At 69.0% G+C, this 15,568-nt stretch carries 19 protein-coding genes and 1 tRNA gene; 6 read left to right on the forward strand and 14 right to left on the reverse strand.

Features of this window, described 5'->3' with window-relative positions; genetic code table 11:
• Positions 1-40: 40 nt before the first annotated feature.
• Complete coding sequence (locus ACWCSU_RS46505) at positions 41-1,549, forward strand: MFS transporter (RefSeq protein ID WP_449942744.1); 1,509 nt, start codon at positions 41-43, stop codon at positions 1,547-1,549.
• A 51-nt stretch (positions 1,550-1,600) separates the two neighbouring features.
• Here the strand turns inward: ACWCSU_RS46505 and ACWCSU_RS46510 are convergent, their stop codons facing one another.
• Positions 1,601-1,990 carry a MerR family transcriptional regulator gene (locus ACWCSU_RS46510; protein ID WP_449942746.1) on the reverse strand — a complete coding sequence of 130 codons (390 nt, stop codon included), beginning with the start codon at positions 1,988-1,990 and terminating at the stop codon, positions 1,601-1,603.
• Positions 1,991-2,070: 80 nt separating this feature from the next.
• Here ACWCSU_RS46510 and ACWCSU_RS46515 point away from each other — a divergent pair, with 80 nt between their 5' ends.
• Positions 2,071-3,261: an MFS transporter gene (locus ACWCSU_RS46515; RefSeq protein WP_449942747.1), complete on the forward strand. Its 1,191-nt coding sequence runs from the start codon at positions 2,071-2,073 to the stop codon at positions 3,259-3,261.
• A 46-nt stretch (positions 3,262-3,307) separates the two neighbouring features.
• Here the strand turns inward: ACWCSU_RS46515 and ACWCSU_RS46520 are convergent, their stop codons facing one another.
• Both ACWCSU_RS46520 and ACWCSU_RS46525 read right to left on the reverse strand, forming a co-directional pair.
• A complete protein-coding gene (locus ACWCSU_RS46520) occupies positions 3,308-4,471 on the reverse strand; it encodes an MFS transporter (protein ID WP_449942749.1) in 1,164 nt (387 codons plus the stop codon).
• Entirely contained in the window at positions 4,468-4,932 is a 465-nt protein-coding gene (locus ACWCSU_RS46525; protein WP_449942750.1) for a GNAT family N-acetyltransferase, read from the reverse strand. The genes ACWCSU_RS46520 and ACWCSU_RS46525 overlap by 4 nt, the downstream gene beginning before the upstream one ends.
• Before the next feature lie 26 nt (positions 4,933-4,958).
• On the opposite strand from ACWCSU_RS46525, the gene ACWCSU_RS46530 reads away from it, so the two are divergent.
• Positions 4,959-5,489 carry a CGNR zinc finger domain-containing protein gene (locus ACWCSU_RS46530; protein ID WP_449942752.1) on the forward strand — a complete coding sequence of 177 codons (531 nt, stop codon included), beginning with the start codon at positions 4,959-4,961 and terminating at the stop codon, positions 5,487-5,489.
• Between the two features lie 54 nt (positions 5,490-5,543).
• Here ACWCSU_RS46530 and ACWCSU_RS46535 read toward each other — a convergent pair whose 3' ends face one another.
• Positions 5,544-6,068: an NUDIX hydrolase gene (locus ACWCSU_RS46535; RefSeq protein WP_449942753.1), complete on the reverse strand. Its 525-nt coding sequence runs from the start codon at positions 6,066-6,068 to the stop codon at positions 5,544-5,546.
• Between the two features lie 123 nt (positions 6,069-6,191).
• On the opposite strand from ACWCSU_RS46535, the gene ACWCSU_RS46540 reads away from it, so the two are divergent.
• Positions 6,192-6,677: a hypothetical protein gene (locus ACWCSU_RS46540; RefSeq protein ID WP_449942754.1), complete on the forward strand. Its 486-nt coding sequence runs from the start codon at positions 6,192-6,194 to the stop codon at positions 6,675-6,677.
• 82 nt (positions 6,678-6,759) lie between these two features.
• Here ACWCSU_RS46540 and ACWCSU_RS46545 read toward each other — a convergent pair whose 3' ends face one another.
• Positions 6,760-7,173: a YybH family protein gene (locus ACWCSU_RS46545; protein ID WP_449942756.1), complete on the reverse strand. Its 414-nt coding sequence runs from the start codon at positions 7,171-7,173 to the stop codon at positions 6,760-6,762.
• A 467-nt stretch (positions 7,174-7,640) separates the two neighbouring features.
• On the opposite strand from ACWCSU_RS46545, the gene ACWCSU_RS46550 reads away from it, so the two are divergent.
• Both ACWCSU_RS46550 and ACWCSU_RS46555 read left to right on the forward strand, forming a co-directional pair.
• Positions 7,641-8,138: a SigE family RNA polymerase sigma factor gene (locus tag ACWCSU_RS46550; RefSeq protein ID WP_449942757.1), complete on the forward strand. Its 498-nt coding sequence runs from the start codon at positions 7,641-7,643 to the stop codon at positions 8,136-8,138.
• Between the two features lie 4 nt (positions 8,139-8,142).
• Positions 8,143-9,126: a hypothetical protein gene (locus ACWCSU_RS46555; protein WP_449942759.1), complete on the forward strand. Its 984-nt coding sequence runs from the start codon at positions 8,143-8,145 to the stop codon at positions 9,124-9,126.
• Positions 9,127-9,429: 303 nt separating this feature from the next.
• Here ACWCSU_RS46555 and ACWCSU_RS46560 read toward each other — a convergent pair whose 3' ends face one another.
• From ACWCSU_RS46560 to galU, 9 genes are all read right to left on the reverse strand, one after another.
• On the reverse strand, positions 9,430-9,855 hold the full coding sequence (locus ACWCSU_RS46560) for an SRPBCC family protein (protein ID WP_449942761.1): 426 nt from the start codon (positions 9,853-9,855) through the stop codon (positions 9,430-9,432).
• The gene (locus ACWCSU_RS46565) at positions 9,852-10,190 is read right to left on the reverse strand and encodes an ArsR/SmtB family transcription factor (protein WP_357696227.1); all 339 of its coding nucleotides are present in this window, start codon (positions 10,188-10,190) and stop codon (positions 9,852-9,854) included. The genes ACWCSU_RS46560 and ACWCSU_RS46565 overlap by 4 nt, the downstream gene beginning before the upstream one ends.
• An 826-nt stretch (positions 10,191-11,016) precedes the next feature.
• Positions 11,017-11,090: transfer RNA gene (locus tag ACWCSU_RS46570), tRNA-Ala, on the reverse strand.
• A gap of 49 nt (positions 11,091-11,139) precedes the next feature.
• Complete coding sequence (gene sepX / locus ACWCSU_RS46575) at positions 11,140-11,712, reverse strand: divisome protein SepX/GlpR (protein WP_357696235.1); 573 nt, start codon at positions 11,710-11,712, stop codon at positions 11,140-11,142.
• Between the two features lie 124 nt (positions 11,713-11,836).
• On the reverse strand, positions 11,837-12,490 hold the full coding sequence (locus tag ACWCSU_RS46580; protein ID WP_357696660.1) for a GNAT family N-acetyltransferase: 654 nt from the start codon (positions 12,488-12,490) through the stop codon (positions 11,837-11,839).
• 58 nt (positions 12,491-12,548) lie between these two features.
• Positions 12,549-13,028, reverse strand: coding sequence for a MogA/MoaB family molybdenum cofactor biosynthesis protein (locus ACWCSU_RS46585; RefSeq protein ID WP_364104216.1), 480 nt, complete (start codon positions 13,026-13,028; stop codon positions 12,549-12,551).
• Positions 13,025-13,501: a cyclic pyranopterin monophosphate synthase MoaC gene (gene moaC, locus ACWCSU_RS46590; RefSeq protein ID WP_357696239.1), complete on the reverse strand. Its 477-nt coding sequence runs from the start codon at positions 13,499-13,501 to the stop codon at positions 13,025-13,027. Before moaC ends, ACWCSU_RS46585 begins: the two co-directional genes overlap by 4 nt.
• Complete coding sequence (gene glp, locus ACWCSU_RS46595) at positions 13,498-14,673, reverse strand: molybdotransferase-like divisome protein Glp (protein ID WP_364104210.1); 1,176 nt, start codon at positions 14,671-14,673, stop codon at positions 13,498-13,500. The genes moaC and glp overlap by 4 nt, the downstream gene beginning before the upstream one ends.
• Positions 14,660-15,562, reverse strand: a complete 903-nt coding sequence (gene galU, locus ACWCSU_RS46600) for a UTP--glucose-1-phosphate uridylyltransferase GalU (RefSeq protein ID WP_357696243.1) — start codon at positions 15,560-15,562, stop codon at positions 14,660-14,662. Before galU ends, glp begins: the two co-directional genes overlap by 14 nt.
• Between the last annotated feature and the right edge of the window lie 6 nt (positions 15,563-15,568).

A 15,568-nucleotide genomic window follows, 5' to 3' on the forward strand; every position in this document is an offset into this window, starting at 1 on the left:
ACTTGTGTTCGCCTATGGACGAACTTCTAGCGTCGATGCCATGACGCAAGACGAACTCAGCGGCCGGCAGACGTGGACACGCGCGATGCGCCCCCCTCCGGGCGGCGGATCCGGCCGGTCGGGCATGAGCAGGCTGACAGGTCCGGAGCTGCGCGCCGCGAGCGTGCTGGCGTCCGGCGGGTTGATGGCGGTGCTGGACGCCACGATCGTCGCGGTGGCGCTGCCGCAACTGATGGCGACGTTCGACACGTCGCTGACCGCCGCCCAGTGGATCATCACCGCGTACACGCTCGCGATGGTCGCGACGATGCCGCTCGCCGCCGGTCTTGCCGGACGGTGGGGAGCCCGCCGCGTGTACGTGGGGGCGCTGGCCGGTTTCGCGGCCGCCTCCGCCGTCGCCGGCCTGGCCGGCGACCTGGGCTGGCTGATCGCCGCACGAGCGGCGCAGGGCCTCGGCGCCGGCCTGATGGCGCCCTTGGGAATGGCGATCGGGTTCGGCGCCGTGGCGGCCGAACGCCGTGGCCGGATGATGACGGTCACCGGCCTGCCGATGCTGATCGGGCCGATCCTGGGCCCGGCACTGGGCGCGCTGCTCCTGGGCGCCGGGTCGTGGCGGGCGTTGTTCTTCGTCACGGTGCCGCTGGCGCTGCTGGGCGTCGCGGGCACGATGGCCTGGCTGCCGGCCGACGCCGCACACCGGCGTCCTGGCCGGCCTGACCTGGCCGGAGCGATGCTGCTGGTTCCGGGCATCGTCCTGGTGGCGTACGGCATCAGCGCCCAGGACGGCCCGGCCTGGACGCGGATCGCCACGGCCGTCCTCGGTGCGGTGCTGGTCGCGGTGTTCTCGGCCCGGGCGCTGGCCCATCCCGAACCGCTGTTGCGGATCGCCCTCCTGCGGAACCCGACGTTCGGCCGGGGCGCCGCGGTTCTCGCCCTGTACGCGGCCCCCTACTTCGGCTCGGCCCTGTTGGGGCCCGCCTACGTGCAGATCCTGCGTTCGGACGGCGCCTCGGTGACGGCCGCGTTGATGGTCCCCGGTGCGGTCGGCATGGGCGTCAGCCTGCAGATCGCCGCCCGGCTCCTGGAACGGCTCGGTCCCCGGCTGGTCGTCGGCGCCGGGCTCGGCGTCGCGATCGCTTCCGGCCTCCTCCAGGTGATCGTTCTCCGGCCGGACACGTCCTACCTGGTGCTCGGCGTGCTCGGATTCCTCCAGGGAGCGGGCACCGGCGCGATCATGATGCCGACGATGTCCAGCTCCAGCCGCGACCTCAACGGCTCCGACCTGGCCTCCGGCTCCGCGCTGTTGTCGCTGGTGAACACGGTCGCCAACGGCATGGGCACCGTGGCGGTCAGCGCGCTGTTCGCGGTGCTGACCGCCGCGATGACCGGCGGTGGGTCGCTCGCTGCCCTGTCCGGCCTGGGAACGGCGGACAGAGCGACTCAGGTGGTCACCATCGTGGATGCGCTCCGGTTCACTCAGGTGGCGGCCCTCGTCGTCATGTCGCTCGCCTTGGTCGTACGGTTGCGCTCCCCGAGACGAACCCCATGACCCGTCCCCGGGCAGTCGGTGGGCCGAGCCGCCGATCCGTGTTGGGACTTCTCACTCGTTGAGTGAGGCCAGGGCCCGGCGGGTGACGTCGGCCGGGGCCGCGGCGATGACGTCATCGAGCGCGTCCATGGAGGTCTGAAGGTCGCTGACGGCCTGAGCGATGCGGTCGCGCTCCCGGTGGAGGTCGGCGACCAGGTCCGAGCAGGTGGGGACGAGGCGGTCGCCGGTGTCCCGCAGGCACGGCAGGACCGTGGTGATGGTCGAGGTGTTCAGCCCGGCGGCCAGCAGGCTGCGGATGCGGCGGACGACGGCGACGTCCTCTTCGACGTATTCCCGGTAGCCGCTGGCGCGCCGCTGCGGGTGGAGCAGCCCCTGCTCTCCGTAGTAACGCAGCAGGTGGACGGCCACGCCGGTCCGCCGGGACAGCTCACCGATGCGCACGACGCCCCCTGACGACGAGCCGGGCATGACCCCGCCTCGACTTGACTCTCATACCGATATGAGACTTTAGCGTCTGCCGCATGAAGCTGAACAAGGGGTTCGCGACGCTCGCGGCATTGTGCTCAAGCGTCTTCGTCGTGGGCACGTCGGAGTACCTGATCGCCGGGTTGCTGCCCCAGGTCGGAGCCGACCTCGACGTCTCCGTGGGAACCGCCGGACAGGCGGTGACCGCATATGCGCTCGGAGTGGTGGCCGGAGGACCGCTCATGGCCCTGCTGACCTCGCGCCTGCCGCGCAAGGGGCTCGCCATCGGACTGATGCTGCTGTTCGCGGCAGGCAGCGCGATCAGCGCGGTGGCGCCGTCGTTCGGCCTGCTGCTGGTGGGACGCGTGGTGTCCTCGCTCAGCCACGCCGCCTTCCTGGCTCTGGCACTGGTGACGGCGACCCGGGTGGTCCCGGCCGAGCGGACGGGCTCGGCCATCGCCACCGTGGCCTCCGGCTTCACCGTGGCCACGCTCCTCGGAGTGCCCCTGGGGGCACTGCTCGGGCAGGGCGCCGGATGGCGGGCTCCCTTCGCCGTGCTGACCGTTCTGTCCCTGGTGGGCACCCTGCTTCTGGCCGCCGTCCTGCCCCGGCAGGAGGCGCCGTCCACGCGACTGCGTGACGAGATCCGCGTGGTGACGCGCCGGCCGGTCATACTCGCCATCGCCACCACCGCGGTGGGCTTCTCCGGGGTCGCCACGGTGTTCACCTACATCGCCCCGCTGCTGATCCGCGTCTCCGGCTTCTCCCCCGCGGCGGTCTCCGGTCTGCTGCTCGCCTACGGCGCCGGTAGTTTCATCGGCAACCTCACCGCCGGAAGACTGACCGACAGGTCGATGAGCGCCACCGTACGCGGGGTCTTCGGCGGGCTGGCGGGAACGCTCCTGCTCGTCCCGTTCGCCGTGGTGTGGCAGCCCACCGCCGTGGCCGCGGTCCTGGTACTCGGCCTGCTCGCCACCGCGACCATCGCCCCGCTGCAGGGACTGATCCTGCACCACGCGGGCGCCGCCCCGAACCTGGCGGTCTCCGCCAACGTCGGCGCCTTCAACCTCGGGGCCGCAGCCGGCTCGGTCATCGGCGGCGCGATCGTCGCCGCCGGCGCTCTGCGGTGGACCGGCCTGGCGGGGGCGGTGCTGAGCCTGATCGGACTGGCCCTCACCTGTCTCGTCCTTCCCCGGACGCGGACGCCGGCGAAGGACTCCGAACAGGAAGTCCCGATGGCCGCCTGATCCCCCGTCACCCGCATCGCGTTTCCACGAGGTTCGTCCGGACTGGTCACAGTCGGGCGGTCATCGTCATGGTGGCGGCGGCCAGCGCGGCGAGCAGGGCCCAGGCGGGTGCGAAGCTGCCGGTCAGGTCCGTGAGCAGGCCGAGCACGGGAGGCGCCAGGATGATCGCCACCTGACTGACGGCCATGGCCAGGCCGAGGACGAACCCGGTCCGGTCCGGCGGCGCCGATTCGGCGGCGTAGGCGACCCAGGGGCCGTACCAGCCGATTCCGAAGAAGCCGAGCCAGACGAAGACCAGGCAGGCCGCGACGGGAGACCGGCCGATCGGCGTCGTCAACACCGTCATGGCGATGATCACGGCGGCCAGGCAGGTCATGACCCAGGCGTGGCGACCGGATCCGTGACGGTCGCTCCAGGCCGCCAGGCAGACCCGGCCCAGCGCGCCCGCGCACTGGACCGCGACGTAGACCAGGGCCGCCGAGGCGGAGTCCATGGACGTCACCTCGTGCAGGTACAGCACGGTGAGAACGCCCACACCACTGTGCACCGACGCCATGCTCGTACCGGACAAAATGATCTTCTTCATGTACGGTTCGCGGAGCAGTCCCAGCCGCACGCGGGACGTGTCCGGCATCGGACGCCGGTCCGGTGGACGGCGGTAGAAGACCATGAAGGCGACGGCACCCGACAAGGCGACGAGCGCACCCGCCACGAGCGTCGACCGCCAGCCGAAGGCCGTCGCCAGTACGGGAAGCGCAGAGGCGGCGACGACGCCGCCGAGCGGAAGTCCCGCCTGGCGGACACCCATGGCCAAGCCACGCTGCGAGGCATCGAACCAGGACGCCACCGATTTGCTCCCGCCCGGCTGAATGGTGCTGTACCCCGCGCCGACGACCAGCAGGGCGACGAGCAAGGAGACATATCCCGGGGCCGCACCGCCGACGGCCAGCGCGGCGGCGACCACAAGAGCGCCGATCCCGACGACCCAGCGTTCGTCGTGGCGGTCCAGCAGTCGTCCCGCCACGAGCAGTCCGGCCAGAGGAAGCAACTGAGCCGCCGACTGCAGCAGGCCCAGTTGGGTCGTGTTCAGCTCCAGGTCTCGTCGCAGGTGGACGCTCATCGCGCCGATGCCCTGCACGAAGAACGCGGCCGTGGCCTGGGTGAAGGTCGCGACAGCCAGAATGACCCAGCGGTACCGCGAGGTCCTCACGGCTTCCAGCACAACAGGGGATCCGGATGGTCGGAGAAGCCGAGCTGCCGGTAGAGCGGTTCCGCCTCGCGGGAGGCGGTGAGATCGACCCGTACGGCATCGCGGTCGCGGAACCAGTCGAGCAGACCGAGCATGATCGACCGGCCGTGCCCACGCCGCCGGTACGACGGGTCGGTGACCATGCCGATGACGTGGCCGATCCGCCCGTTGCGGGAGTGTGGACCGGGGAACCACTGCTCGATCGTGCCGATGCCGCAGGCGGCCAGGCCGATGTCGCCGTCCGCAACCAGGATCCGGCAGTCGGGTTCGGTCAGCTTCTGCTGGAAAACCCGTGCGAGCGCGTTACGCCAGTCGTCCGCGGCGTTCGCGGGGTTGAAGAAGTCGCCGCCGAGGTCGTCGAAGAGCAGCGCCCGGAGGCGGACGAGTTCCGGAATGTCGTGCTCTGTCGCTGTTCGCGTCATGACGTACAGGCTGATGTAATGGGCTTGTGCACCTCAACCCTTACGGCGCGGACGTGGTGAACTTCGCCGCGGAACTGGCGAACCGCCCGCCGGCGAGCGCACCCGAACTCGCCGACCGCTGCCGCACGGCCGGGCTGGTGCTGGAACGCCCCGTCGAACCGTCGGATCTCGACCAGACCCTCGCCGTCATCGACGCCTGGACGAACGTCGTCGACGCCCCGAACGAGCGCGAGAAGGCCAAGCTGGTCAACGAGATGCTGGCCCGGTCGGCCGCCTATCCCCGGCTGACCGACCACGCTCACGGCTGGCACCTGCACTATCGCGACGACCTGCAGCCGCTCGGCGCGGTGCTGTTCGCGCTGATCTCCGTGGGCACGGCGATGCACCTCGTCAGCCGGGGGATGGACCGGCTCGGACGGTGTGCCGCCGCCGACTGCGAGATGATCTTCGCGGACACCTCACGCACCGCCCGGCAGCGTTACTGCTCCCAGCCGTGCGCCAACAGGGACGCGGTACGCCGCCACCGCGCCCGCCAGTCCACGCCGACGTCAGGGTGATCGAGGCAACCCCGCACGCCGACGCCATGGCCTGGCCCGGCAGGTCGGGGGCGCTCACGGGCGAGGGCCGTCACCTGCCACCGCCTCGTCCAGAGCACGGAAGGAAACCCGGGTCGCGGCCAGATCGGGATCGCGGACGTGTTTCTTCGCCTCGGACTCCGGAACCAGCCGCCGGTGCTGTATCTCGAACTCCGGCACCCATTCCTCAAGCCGGACCTCCGCACGCCAATAAGAACGGACGAGAACCAGACCAAGCTCACGCCCGCGCACGCATTCGCTGCGCGAATATCCAAGCAGGCGGCTACCGATGACGGTGACGCACGCCTCTTCGAGCATTTCCCGGCGCAGGGTCTCCTCGATCGTCTCCGTTCCCTCAGGACGTCCTGCGGGGAAACCCCAGTGCTCGCCGTCATGGCTGATCAGGACCAGCTCATCGGCAGCCGTCACGCAGATGCCGGCGGCCCCGTGAGGCCGGCCTTCCTGGGGGTCATCGACAGAGTGCCAGGACACCAGCCAATCCTGGCCGTTCGAATACGTCAGCATCCGCTCCCGGTCACGGGCAGGGACGACAGATGTCATATGGCTCTCCTGCTGAAATGCGCGATCAGAAGGACCGGCGAGGGCCTTGGGGCCGCTGGAGCGGCGATCATCTCCGAACCGGTCCGGGACCCCGGGGTGATCTGAAACTGCCACTCTTGTGCCATGGTTCGCACATCACTGATCGCATGCTGCTTAGCCATCTCGCTCGCCGGCTGCGCAGACAGCCCGGCACCGGTGGCGTCATCCGCGTCCGCTCAGCCGAAACCCGCCGCCGCCCCGCAGACTCCCCTGCAGCAGAGCACCATTCCCGGCACACAACGGTATTACGCCACCGATCTACGACCCGGCGACTGCATCGAACCTTTTCCCCAGACGTACCTGGTGACCGTCGTCCCCTGCCACGTGCCGCATTCGGCTGAGTTCGCCACCACATACGTCCTCCCCCAGGGACCGTATCCGGATGCGGACATGACGCGGCTCGCGCAGAACGGATGTCTTCCCATAATGCGCATCAAAAAGTCGAAAACGGATGAGATCGGCATGGCGTGGCTTGGGCCGGCCTTGGAGGACTGGCCGCGTTACCGGACCGTGTACTGCCTGGCCGTACGCATGGACGGAAAGAAGACAACGGGACGAGTGGTCGAGTAGCGACCCGTCGGCTCCGTCATGAGTGACCAGGGCATCCCGATCGCGACCATCGCCGATCTCGTCGGCCACGCCGCCACCAGCGTCACGTAGGCCGCCCACCTGCCGGGACCGCCGAACCTCCGCCCACGTGACGGGTGGAAGCGTGGTACTGGTGAATGAGCCAGCTGCCGCCCGCCCTTTTGGCCACGACGGACAGGCATATCAGGTGGACGTCACCGGTAGGCGCGGTGAAGGTCACCTCCGCGAATCCGTGCACGATCTCCTCGCTCAGCCGGCCACCCGACACCACCTCGACCTGTGCCGTCGTGCCGCGAACGACCCTGGCGTAATAGTCGAAGACCTCCTGCGGACCGTGTCCCAGCTGCGGACTGATGCCCTGGAAAAGCGCGTCCTGGCTGAACAAGGCGGCGATCTCGGCCGGTCGGTGTGCGTTGAAGGCCTGCTGCCAGTCGTGGAGGAGCCTGGTGAGAACGTCTGTAGCCCCGGTGCCGGTCATCGCGGGGAACCTGCGTGCAGAGCTTCCCGCGTCCACCGGTGTCGTGGCCGCGTGACCAGGCTACGGACACCTGCCCCAATGATCACGGCACCTGGCATTGATCTACTCCTTACCTGCTGAATCGATGCTCGGGACGGTAAGGCATCACATCCATGTGAAGGTCAAGGAGAAGGAACCGGATACGGATCGGCGAACTGGCAGGACCTCCTCAGGCCGGTCCGGCTGGACAACGGCCACCGCGAATACCCTGCGGCGGATGCTCAGGAACGTCGCCGAGCCGGTCCCCACACCCAAGGGCACGAACGGACGTCCCAGAAGGCACTCACCCGACAGCGAGCGGAGGCCGTACTCAACCACGCTTGGCACGGAGGGAGCCCGCGCCCTGCGTCAGCTTCTTGAGCCTGAGCAACCTTCAGTTCTTCCGGCGGCGTAAGGACGGGTGACTGTCGCCTGAGAAAGGACCGTACATGGCGGATGGATCGGAGTACGACGCGTTCGTCGAGGCGTCATGGCACCGGCTGCTCCGCACCGCCTACCTGCTCGCCCGTGACTGGGGTGTGGCCGAGGACCTGGTGCAGACGGCGCTGCTGAAGGCGTGGCAGGCCTGGCCGCGCCTGGGCGACGAGCGTGAGGCGTACGTCCGCAAGATCATTGTGAACCTGCACGTCTCCTGGTGGCGGCGCCGCTGGAGACGGGCCGAGCTGACCAGCGAGTCGCCGCCCGACCAGGCGCAGGCGGCCGACCACATGGGACAGGCCGACGATCGCGAACTGGTCTGGCAGGCGCTCGGCCGCTTGCCCGCCCGGCAACGGGCCGTCGTCGTGCTGCGGTTCTTCGAGGACCTGACCGAGGTCCAGACCGCTTCGACGCTCGGCTGCAGCGTCGGGACGGTCAAGAGCCAGGCGAGCAGGGCGCTGGCCAAGCTTCGGGTGGACGAGTCATTCGCGTACGACAGGAGGGGGTAGCGCCGTGGCTATCGACCAGGGAGAACTCCGCGACCTGCTGGATGAGCGCAGCAACCCTGCGCTCGACCGCCCGATCCCGTGGCACTCACTGCGGACCAGGACACGCGGCGCGCGGCGGCGCCGGTTGTCGGCCGTCGCTGTCGCTGTCACTTTCGCCGTCGCGGTCGTCACCGTGGGAACGATCGTCAGCCTGCGCGGGCCGGAGCAAGTCGATCAGCCGACCACCGCGACAGTGAGCGAGAAGTTCCCGATCCAGTACGAGGAGTCCGACGGCACTGTCTACCGCAGGCTCGCCATTGCGGCCTTCGACCCATCACGCGAGGAATCGACGACATTCCAGGTGAAGGTGAGCGGCAAGCCGGTGGCCATCCTGCCTGACTGCCCGCATCCCAAAGCGGGGCCACCACGTGTCAGCGTGCGGGTGCCGGGCCTGAACAAGGACTTCACGCTGTCACTGAAGAACTCGTGCGAGCAGGGCAAAGCAGTCGACACGCAGCTCTTCCCCGCCGGGACTCGGACGGTGAGATTCTCCGTCACGACCTACCCTTGGGTGACGCCTCCGGGTAAATGGCGGTTCGGCGTGTACGAGTGGACGCCGCCGGCCACGATGAGGACCGCCTCGCCTCCGGTCGAGCCGCTCGCGAAGATCGGGAAGGAACTCAGCCTGGTCGCCAAGGGCAGCGCCACCTGGCCCGGCACCCGTGAGGTGACGCTCACCGTGCCGAACAGGGGCCACGGCCTGGCCATCGTCACCTACTGCGGGGACGGCCTCGCCGAGCGGCTCAGCCGGAAGCTGTGGGTGAACGGGCGCCTGGAGGACTCCGGCGTCTGCTCCTTCCCGCCGTCCGGGGCCGGGTTCCTCCACCTGGGCAAACGGCCGAGCAGTGAGAAGACGACAACGATCAGGGTCCGGTTGGAGACGTCCATCCCCGAGTACCTGCGGCGCCCCGGAACGCTGACAGTGGCCGTCTATGACGGCGACCTATGACAGTGCGTGATCGTGCCATGCGGTAACCGGCTCAGGGGCATGGTCGGCATCAGTGTCCTCAGCCGGTGACGGTGGTGGCGATCGAGTGTCTTCTCTGCTTGATCACGGCGTCGTCAAAGCAGGCCGGTATGCGCTTGACGCGTATCGCTATGAAGGTGGATCAGAGAGCCATGTGTCGGCCGGTTTGAGAGCCACTTGCTGATCAACTGCCATGGAAGGTCATCGAAAAGGAGAGCCATGCCCGTGGGTCTGGGGCATGGCTCTCCTTGACGCTGTGTGTGTTGTCGGCATACACATCCCGCTTCAGCGGGGTTCCTGGCGTTCTGCCGTTTCGCCCAGACGATGGAGCAGGTGCGCCCAGCCGTCGCCGGTTTCCTCTTCGAGTGCGGCCGGCAGACCACTGTGGCGCAGGGTGAGCTCGGTGCCATCACCGTCCGGGGTCAGGATGACTTCGACTCGGGACGCCTCTGGTGCCATGGTGGGCGCTCCCGGTGTGGCCTCCCAGCCGAAGGTGAAGACGAGACGTTCGTACGGCACGAGCTCCACGAACCGTCCGCGCATCACCGGGCGTGGGCCCTCGTGCATCGCAACCTGCAACGTGCCACCGGGGCGGGCGTCCAGCTGGGCAGTTCCCCACCATTGCGCCAGGCGTGCGGGGTCGGTGAAGAACCGCCAGACCGTCTCGGGACGCGCACGGATGTGCAACGTCTGCTCAATAGTCCTGCTCACAACGATCCCTTCACGTCCTGGTCACCGGTGTGCGCGCGTTCTTCTTTCTCGGCTTCGTGCTGGAGGCGGCTGAGCGAGGTGGACCACATGGTCTCCAGGAACGTCACCGCCTCGGCCAGCCCCTCCGGACGTAGCCGATAGAAGCGGCGATTGCCTGCGCGGCGGACGTCGACGAGGCGGGCTGCCGTCAGCGTTCGCAGGTGCTGGGATACCGCAGGGCGACTGATCTCGGGAAAGCGCTCGGCGATCTCGCCTGCCGACACCTCGCGATCCCGCACCAGGACGAGGATGGCGCGGCGGGTCGGGTCCGCCACAGCGCGAAGCGCGTCGTCCATGGGCCACCGCCTTCGTTTGCGCACTGCCGGGTCTTCTGGCGGCGCTCCGGCGCGGTCGTGCACGAGCCAGGGGCGCAGCCTGACCCCTGGGAGCACTGGAAAGGGGAGTGGGACGAGGTCCCCCGGCCCTGCACCGTGCATCCCAAGCTGGTCGTCGAGTACCCCTGGTGGGAAGAGCTACCCGTCGAGCTCCGGAAGCAGCTGGAGAAACGGGAGGAGCTTTTCGACCTCTACTACTGGGAGGTGAGCCTTACGCCTGGCTGGAAGGTCGGCGGCAGCAAGTCCTGGTCCGGCAGCGATATGCCCGAGAGATTGGACTGCCCCGAGTGCAGCGCGCCTCTCGTCCTCCTGCTCCAGGCGGACTCCGCCGAGGACCTGCCGCTTGTGTCGGAGAACCCGGACACATACCTGTGCACCGTGACAGGGCAGCATCTGGTGTGGGGGACGGAGGAGCACATGCTCGCCCGGGGAGCCAGCCGGTTTCATGGTGGACGACGCCGCGGACGCGGGGATCTACGTCTGCTCCGCCGACCCGCGGCACCCGGCTCTGTACTTCACCCAATGAGGCCATGCTCCATGCACGAACCGCTGACCTCCCAGGCGTGGTTCACCGCCCGATGCTCGCCTGGCATGCGGACCCACCGACAAAGATCAACTGAAAGTCCTCCACCAGCGACCACCCGGGCCTCCCCGGGCACGCTCCGCGACTTCCAAACCAGGAGGAACCCGATTCGGAAACCCTCGAAACGACAAGATCCCGCCTGATCGCGATGATCAGACGGGATCCCGTCAACTTCAGTCCGGCCGTTTCAAGAACGGCCCTGGGTGGAGATGAGGGGATTCGAACCCCTGACCCCTTCGATGCGAACGAAGTGCGCTACCGGACTGCGCTACATCCCCAAGGACTCGACCAGATTAGCAAACTCCCGGAGGTACTCGCGCCACCCTTTCAGTCGCCCACCGCTCGTCTGGGCGGTTCGGCGTACTGGTCGAACAGGACGTCGGTGTGCAGTGCGGTCAGGTCGATGACCTCGGCCTCCATCTCGGCCGCCGCCCGGCGCCGCTCGCGTGCCCGCCGTAGCCGCTCAGAGCGCGCCTGGAGCGCCCGTTCGCGGCGTTCCCGGTCGACCTGTACGGCGATCCGCAGAAAGGCCGTGTACGCCAGCATGACGACCCCGGACGGCGCCACGCCCCACCACGGGATCATCTCGACCCCGGCCGTGACGACGGAGGCCAGCACGAGCAACGCGGTGAAGAACAACAACCGTCTGCGTCGCGCTACGATGATCGCCCTACGGCGAAGCCGGAACTGCCGGACATCGACCTTTTCGACCTCGGGTGCGTCCTCGTCGCCGATGGTGGCGTCGAGATTGTCCAGGTCGGGCAGGGCGTGCTCGCCGGTGTAGTGCTCCTCGAGCTCGGCGAGCTCCTGGAGGTTCGTCTTGTCCCGGCGCAACCACATCGGAATCAGGACGCACAGCCACATCACGACGATGGCGACATAGAGGAAGGCGCTGCTCACGACCACCTCCGGGCAGCACGAAAGCGCGTCTGTGCTCGTCGCGCCTTCATTGTGCTCACGTCACGCACCGTAAGACCGTGTGTCACTGATTGACGAGCATTCGGTGCGGTGTGTCGCGAGATCGTCAAACCTCTTCGACCGGAGATCCGCCGCGAGCGGCCGACTCACGTGCTCGCCGCCACTGTACGAGCAGGCCGCCGGGGACGTCCTCGACGGTCAGCGCGTAACAGATGTGGTCGCGCCAGGCCCCGTCGATGTGGAGTTGGCGACGCCGAATGCCTTCTTCCCTGAACCCGAGCTTCTCCACCACCCTACGACTGGCCTGGTTCTCAGGACGGATGTTCGCTTCTAGCCGATGCAATCCGGTGGTGAAAAAGCAATGATCGACGGCCAGGGCCAGGGCGGTGGGGATGATGGCCCGCCCGGCCAGCGCGCCGTCCACCCAGTAACCGACCTGGGCGGAACGGGCAGATCCCCACACGATGGCCCCCACGGTGAGCTGCCCCGCGAAGCGGCCGTCGTAGGTGACCACCCACGGCAGCGCCAGCCCCTGCCGCGCCTCACGACGCAGGGTGCCGACCATGGAGATGTACGGGCCGAGCCCCGTTCTGAACAGCGGGGTCTCGGGGTTGCTCGGTTCCCAGGGACGCAGCCAGTCGGCGTTGCGCAACCTGGTCTCGCGCCAAACGCGTACGTCGCTCAGCCGCAGCGGCCGAAGGCCCACCGGGCCTTCGCTCAGGTTCGCCGGCCAGCCACGAAGTCGATCCACGCCTCTCATCATCCCCCCATCGGGCTCGATGTCGCCACGGATCATCGATCGGCAGACCGAAACCTGGTCAGCGGGGGTGGTCGCCGCCCTTGATCTGCTCGACCGCGTGCCGCAGGACGGGCGCGAGCACAGCCACCCCATCCCGGACGCCACCGGACGAGCCGGGCAGATTCACGATCAACGTGTCACCCGCCTGACCGGCCAGCCCCCGGGACAGGACCGACGTGGGCACCTTGTCGCGATTCGCCAGGCGAATGGCCTCCGCTATACCGGGAATTTCCCGGGTGATCACGCGGGCGGTCATCTCCGGCGTCAGGTCGAGGGGCGTGAGCCCGGTGCCGCCGGTGGTCACGATCACGTCGTAACCCTGGGCGACGCCGTCGCGCAGGGCCGCCTCGACCGCGTCGCCGTCGGGCACCACCAGCGGACCCGAGACCTCGCAGCCGGCGTCGGACGCCAGCAACTCAGCCAGCAACGGCCCTGACTTGTCGGCATATATCCCAGCGGAGGCGCGGTTCGACACGGTCACCACGAGCGCCCGGATCACGTGGCCTCCCTGGTCCACAGACCGGTCTTGCCGCCCACCTTCTCCTCCACCCGGACGTCGGTGATCACGGCGGCCGGATCGACCGCCTTGACCATGTCGATCAGCGCCAGGGCGGCCACGGTGACGGCGGTCAGCGCCTCCATCTCCACCCCGGTACGGTCGGCCGTCCGCACCCGGCAGGTGATCGCCACCCCCCAGTCCTCGACGTCGAGCACGACCTTCACACCGTGCAACGCGATCGGATGGCAGAGCGGAATGAGGTCGGGTGTGCGTTTCGCCCCCATGATCCCAGCGATCCGGGCCACCCCGAGCGCGTCGCCCTTGGGCACCTCGCCCGACCGCAGCAGCGCCACGACCTCGGACGACAGCAACACCCGCCCGGTCGCCGTCGCGGTACGGGCGGAGACGTCCTTGGCCGAGACGTCGACCATGCGCGCCGCGCCCGTCTCGTCCAGGTGCGTGAACTCGCTCACAGCCGGATCACCTCCACCTCGGACCCGCCGGGCACCTCGGTCACGTCCTCCGGCACCACGATCAGCGCGTTCGCCGAGGCCAGGGCCGCGAGCTGGTGGGAGCCCTGGCCGTGGACCGGCGCGACCGTGCCGTCGGAGGACAGCACGCCGCGCAGGTACGAGCGCCGGCCCGATGGCGAGCGCAGCGCCGCGGTGACGTAGGCGGTCACCCGGGCCGTGTCGGTGGGCAGGCCGCGCATCTTATCGAGCGCGGGACGTACGAACAGCATGAACGACACGAAGGAGGACACCGGGTTGCCCGGCAGGGCGAAGATCGGCACTCGGTCGTCGCCCAGCACGCCGAACCCTTGAGGCATGCCGGGCTGCATGGCGACCTTCTCGAACCTGACCGTGCCGAGCGGCGACAGCGCCTCCTTGACGGGCTCGTACGCCCCCATGGAGACCCCGCCGCTGGTGATGATCGCGTCGGCGCGCACCAGGTGGGTGTCGAGCTGGTCGAGCAGCACGGCGGGATCGTCGCCGACGGACCCCGCGCGGAAGCCCTCGGCGCCGGCCTCGCGCACCGCGGCCGTCAGGGTGAAGCTGTTGGACTCCCAGATCTGCCCGCGGCCCAGCGGCGTCCCGGGCTCGACCAGCTCGGCGCCGGTCGAGATGACGACGACGCGCGGCTGCGGACGCACCCACACGCGCCGCCGCCCCACACCGGCGATGATGCCGAGCTGGGCCGGCCCGATCACCGTGCCGGCCTTGAGCACCACCTCGCCCGCCTGGACGTCCTCGCCGGCTCGGCGAATCGCGTTTCCAAGCGGTACGTCACGATTTATCTGGACAGAGACCGTGCCCCCGTCCGTCCACTCCACCGGCACGACGGAGTCCGCCCCGGCGGGCATGGGCGCCCCGGTCATGATCCGGACGGCGTGCCCGGGGCCCACCGCCCGCAGTTCGTCGGACCCCGCGGCCACGTCGTCGATCACCGGCAGCGTGCCGGGAACGTCCTCGGCCCTGACCGCGTAGCCGTCCATCGCGGAGTTGTCGAACGGCGGCAGCGGCACCGGCGAGGACACGTCCTCGGCCAGCGTCGTGCCTAGCGCCCGCTCCAGCTCCAGCTCCAGAGGCGCCAGCGGACGCACAGTGGCCAGGATCTCGGCCAGATGCGCGTCAACCGATCTCATCGAGGAACTCCCGCAGCCACGGCACGAACTCCGGCGCGAGATCCTCACGATCCGCGGCGAACTTCACCACTGTCCGCAGATAGTCGAGCTTGTCGCCGGTGTCGTAGCGCCGCCCGCGGAACAGCACGCCGTGGACGGGGCCGCCCTCCTCGGTGCCGCGGCCGGCCAGCGTGCGCAGCGCGTCGGTGAGCTGGATCTCGTTGCCGCGCCCGGGCGGCGTGCTCTCCAGGACCTCGAAGACGGCGGGATCGAGCACGTATCGCCCGATGACCGCCCACGTGGAGGGCGCCTCGTCCACCGGCGGCTTCTCCACCAGGTCGGTCACCCGCACGACGTCGTCCTCGACGGTGCCGGCGATGGTGGCCACGCCGTAGAGCGAGACCTGCTCCCTCGGCACCTCCATCAGCGCGACGACGCTCCCGCCGAACGTGTTGCGCACCTCGATCATGCGCTGGAGCAGGCGGTCGCGGTAGTCGATCAGGTCGTCGCCGAGCAGGCACGCGAACGGGTGGTCGCCGACGTGATGCTTGGCGCACAGCACCGCGTGCCCGAGCCCCTTCGGCTCACCCTGCCGCACGTAGTGCAGCGTGGCGAGCGAGGCGGGCTCGCGGACCTGGGACAACCGTTGCTCGTCGCCCTTGGCCTCCAGGGCCTCCTCCAGCTCGAACGCGCGGTCGAAGTGGTCTTCGATGGACCGCTTGTTCTTGCCGGTGACCATGAGGACGTCGAGGAGCCCGGCGGAGGCCGCCTCCTCGACGACATACTGGATCGCGGGCTTGTCGACGATGGGCAACATCTCCTTGGGTGTCGCCTTGGTCGCCGGGAGGAACCGGGTGCCCAGACCCGCGGCGGGCACGACGGCTTTCGTCACAGGGTCGAAGTCAGCCATGAGTAG

This window comes from Nonomuraea sp. NPDC001699 (genome assembly GCF_053596455.1).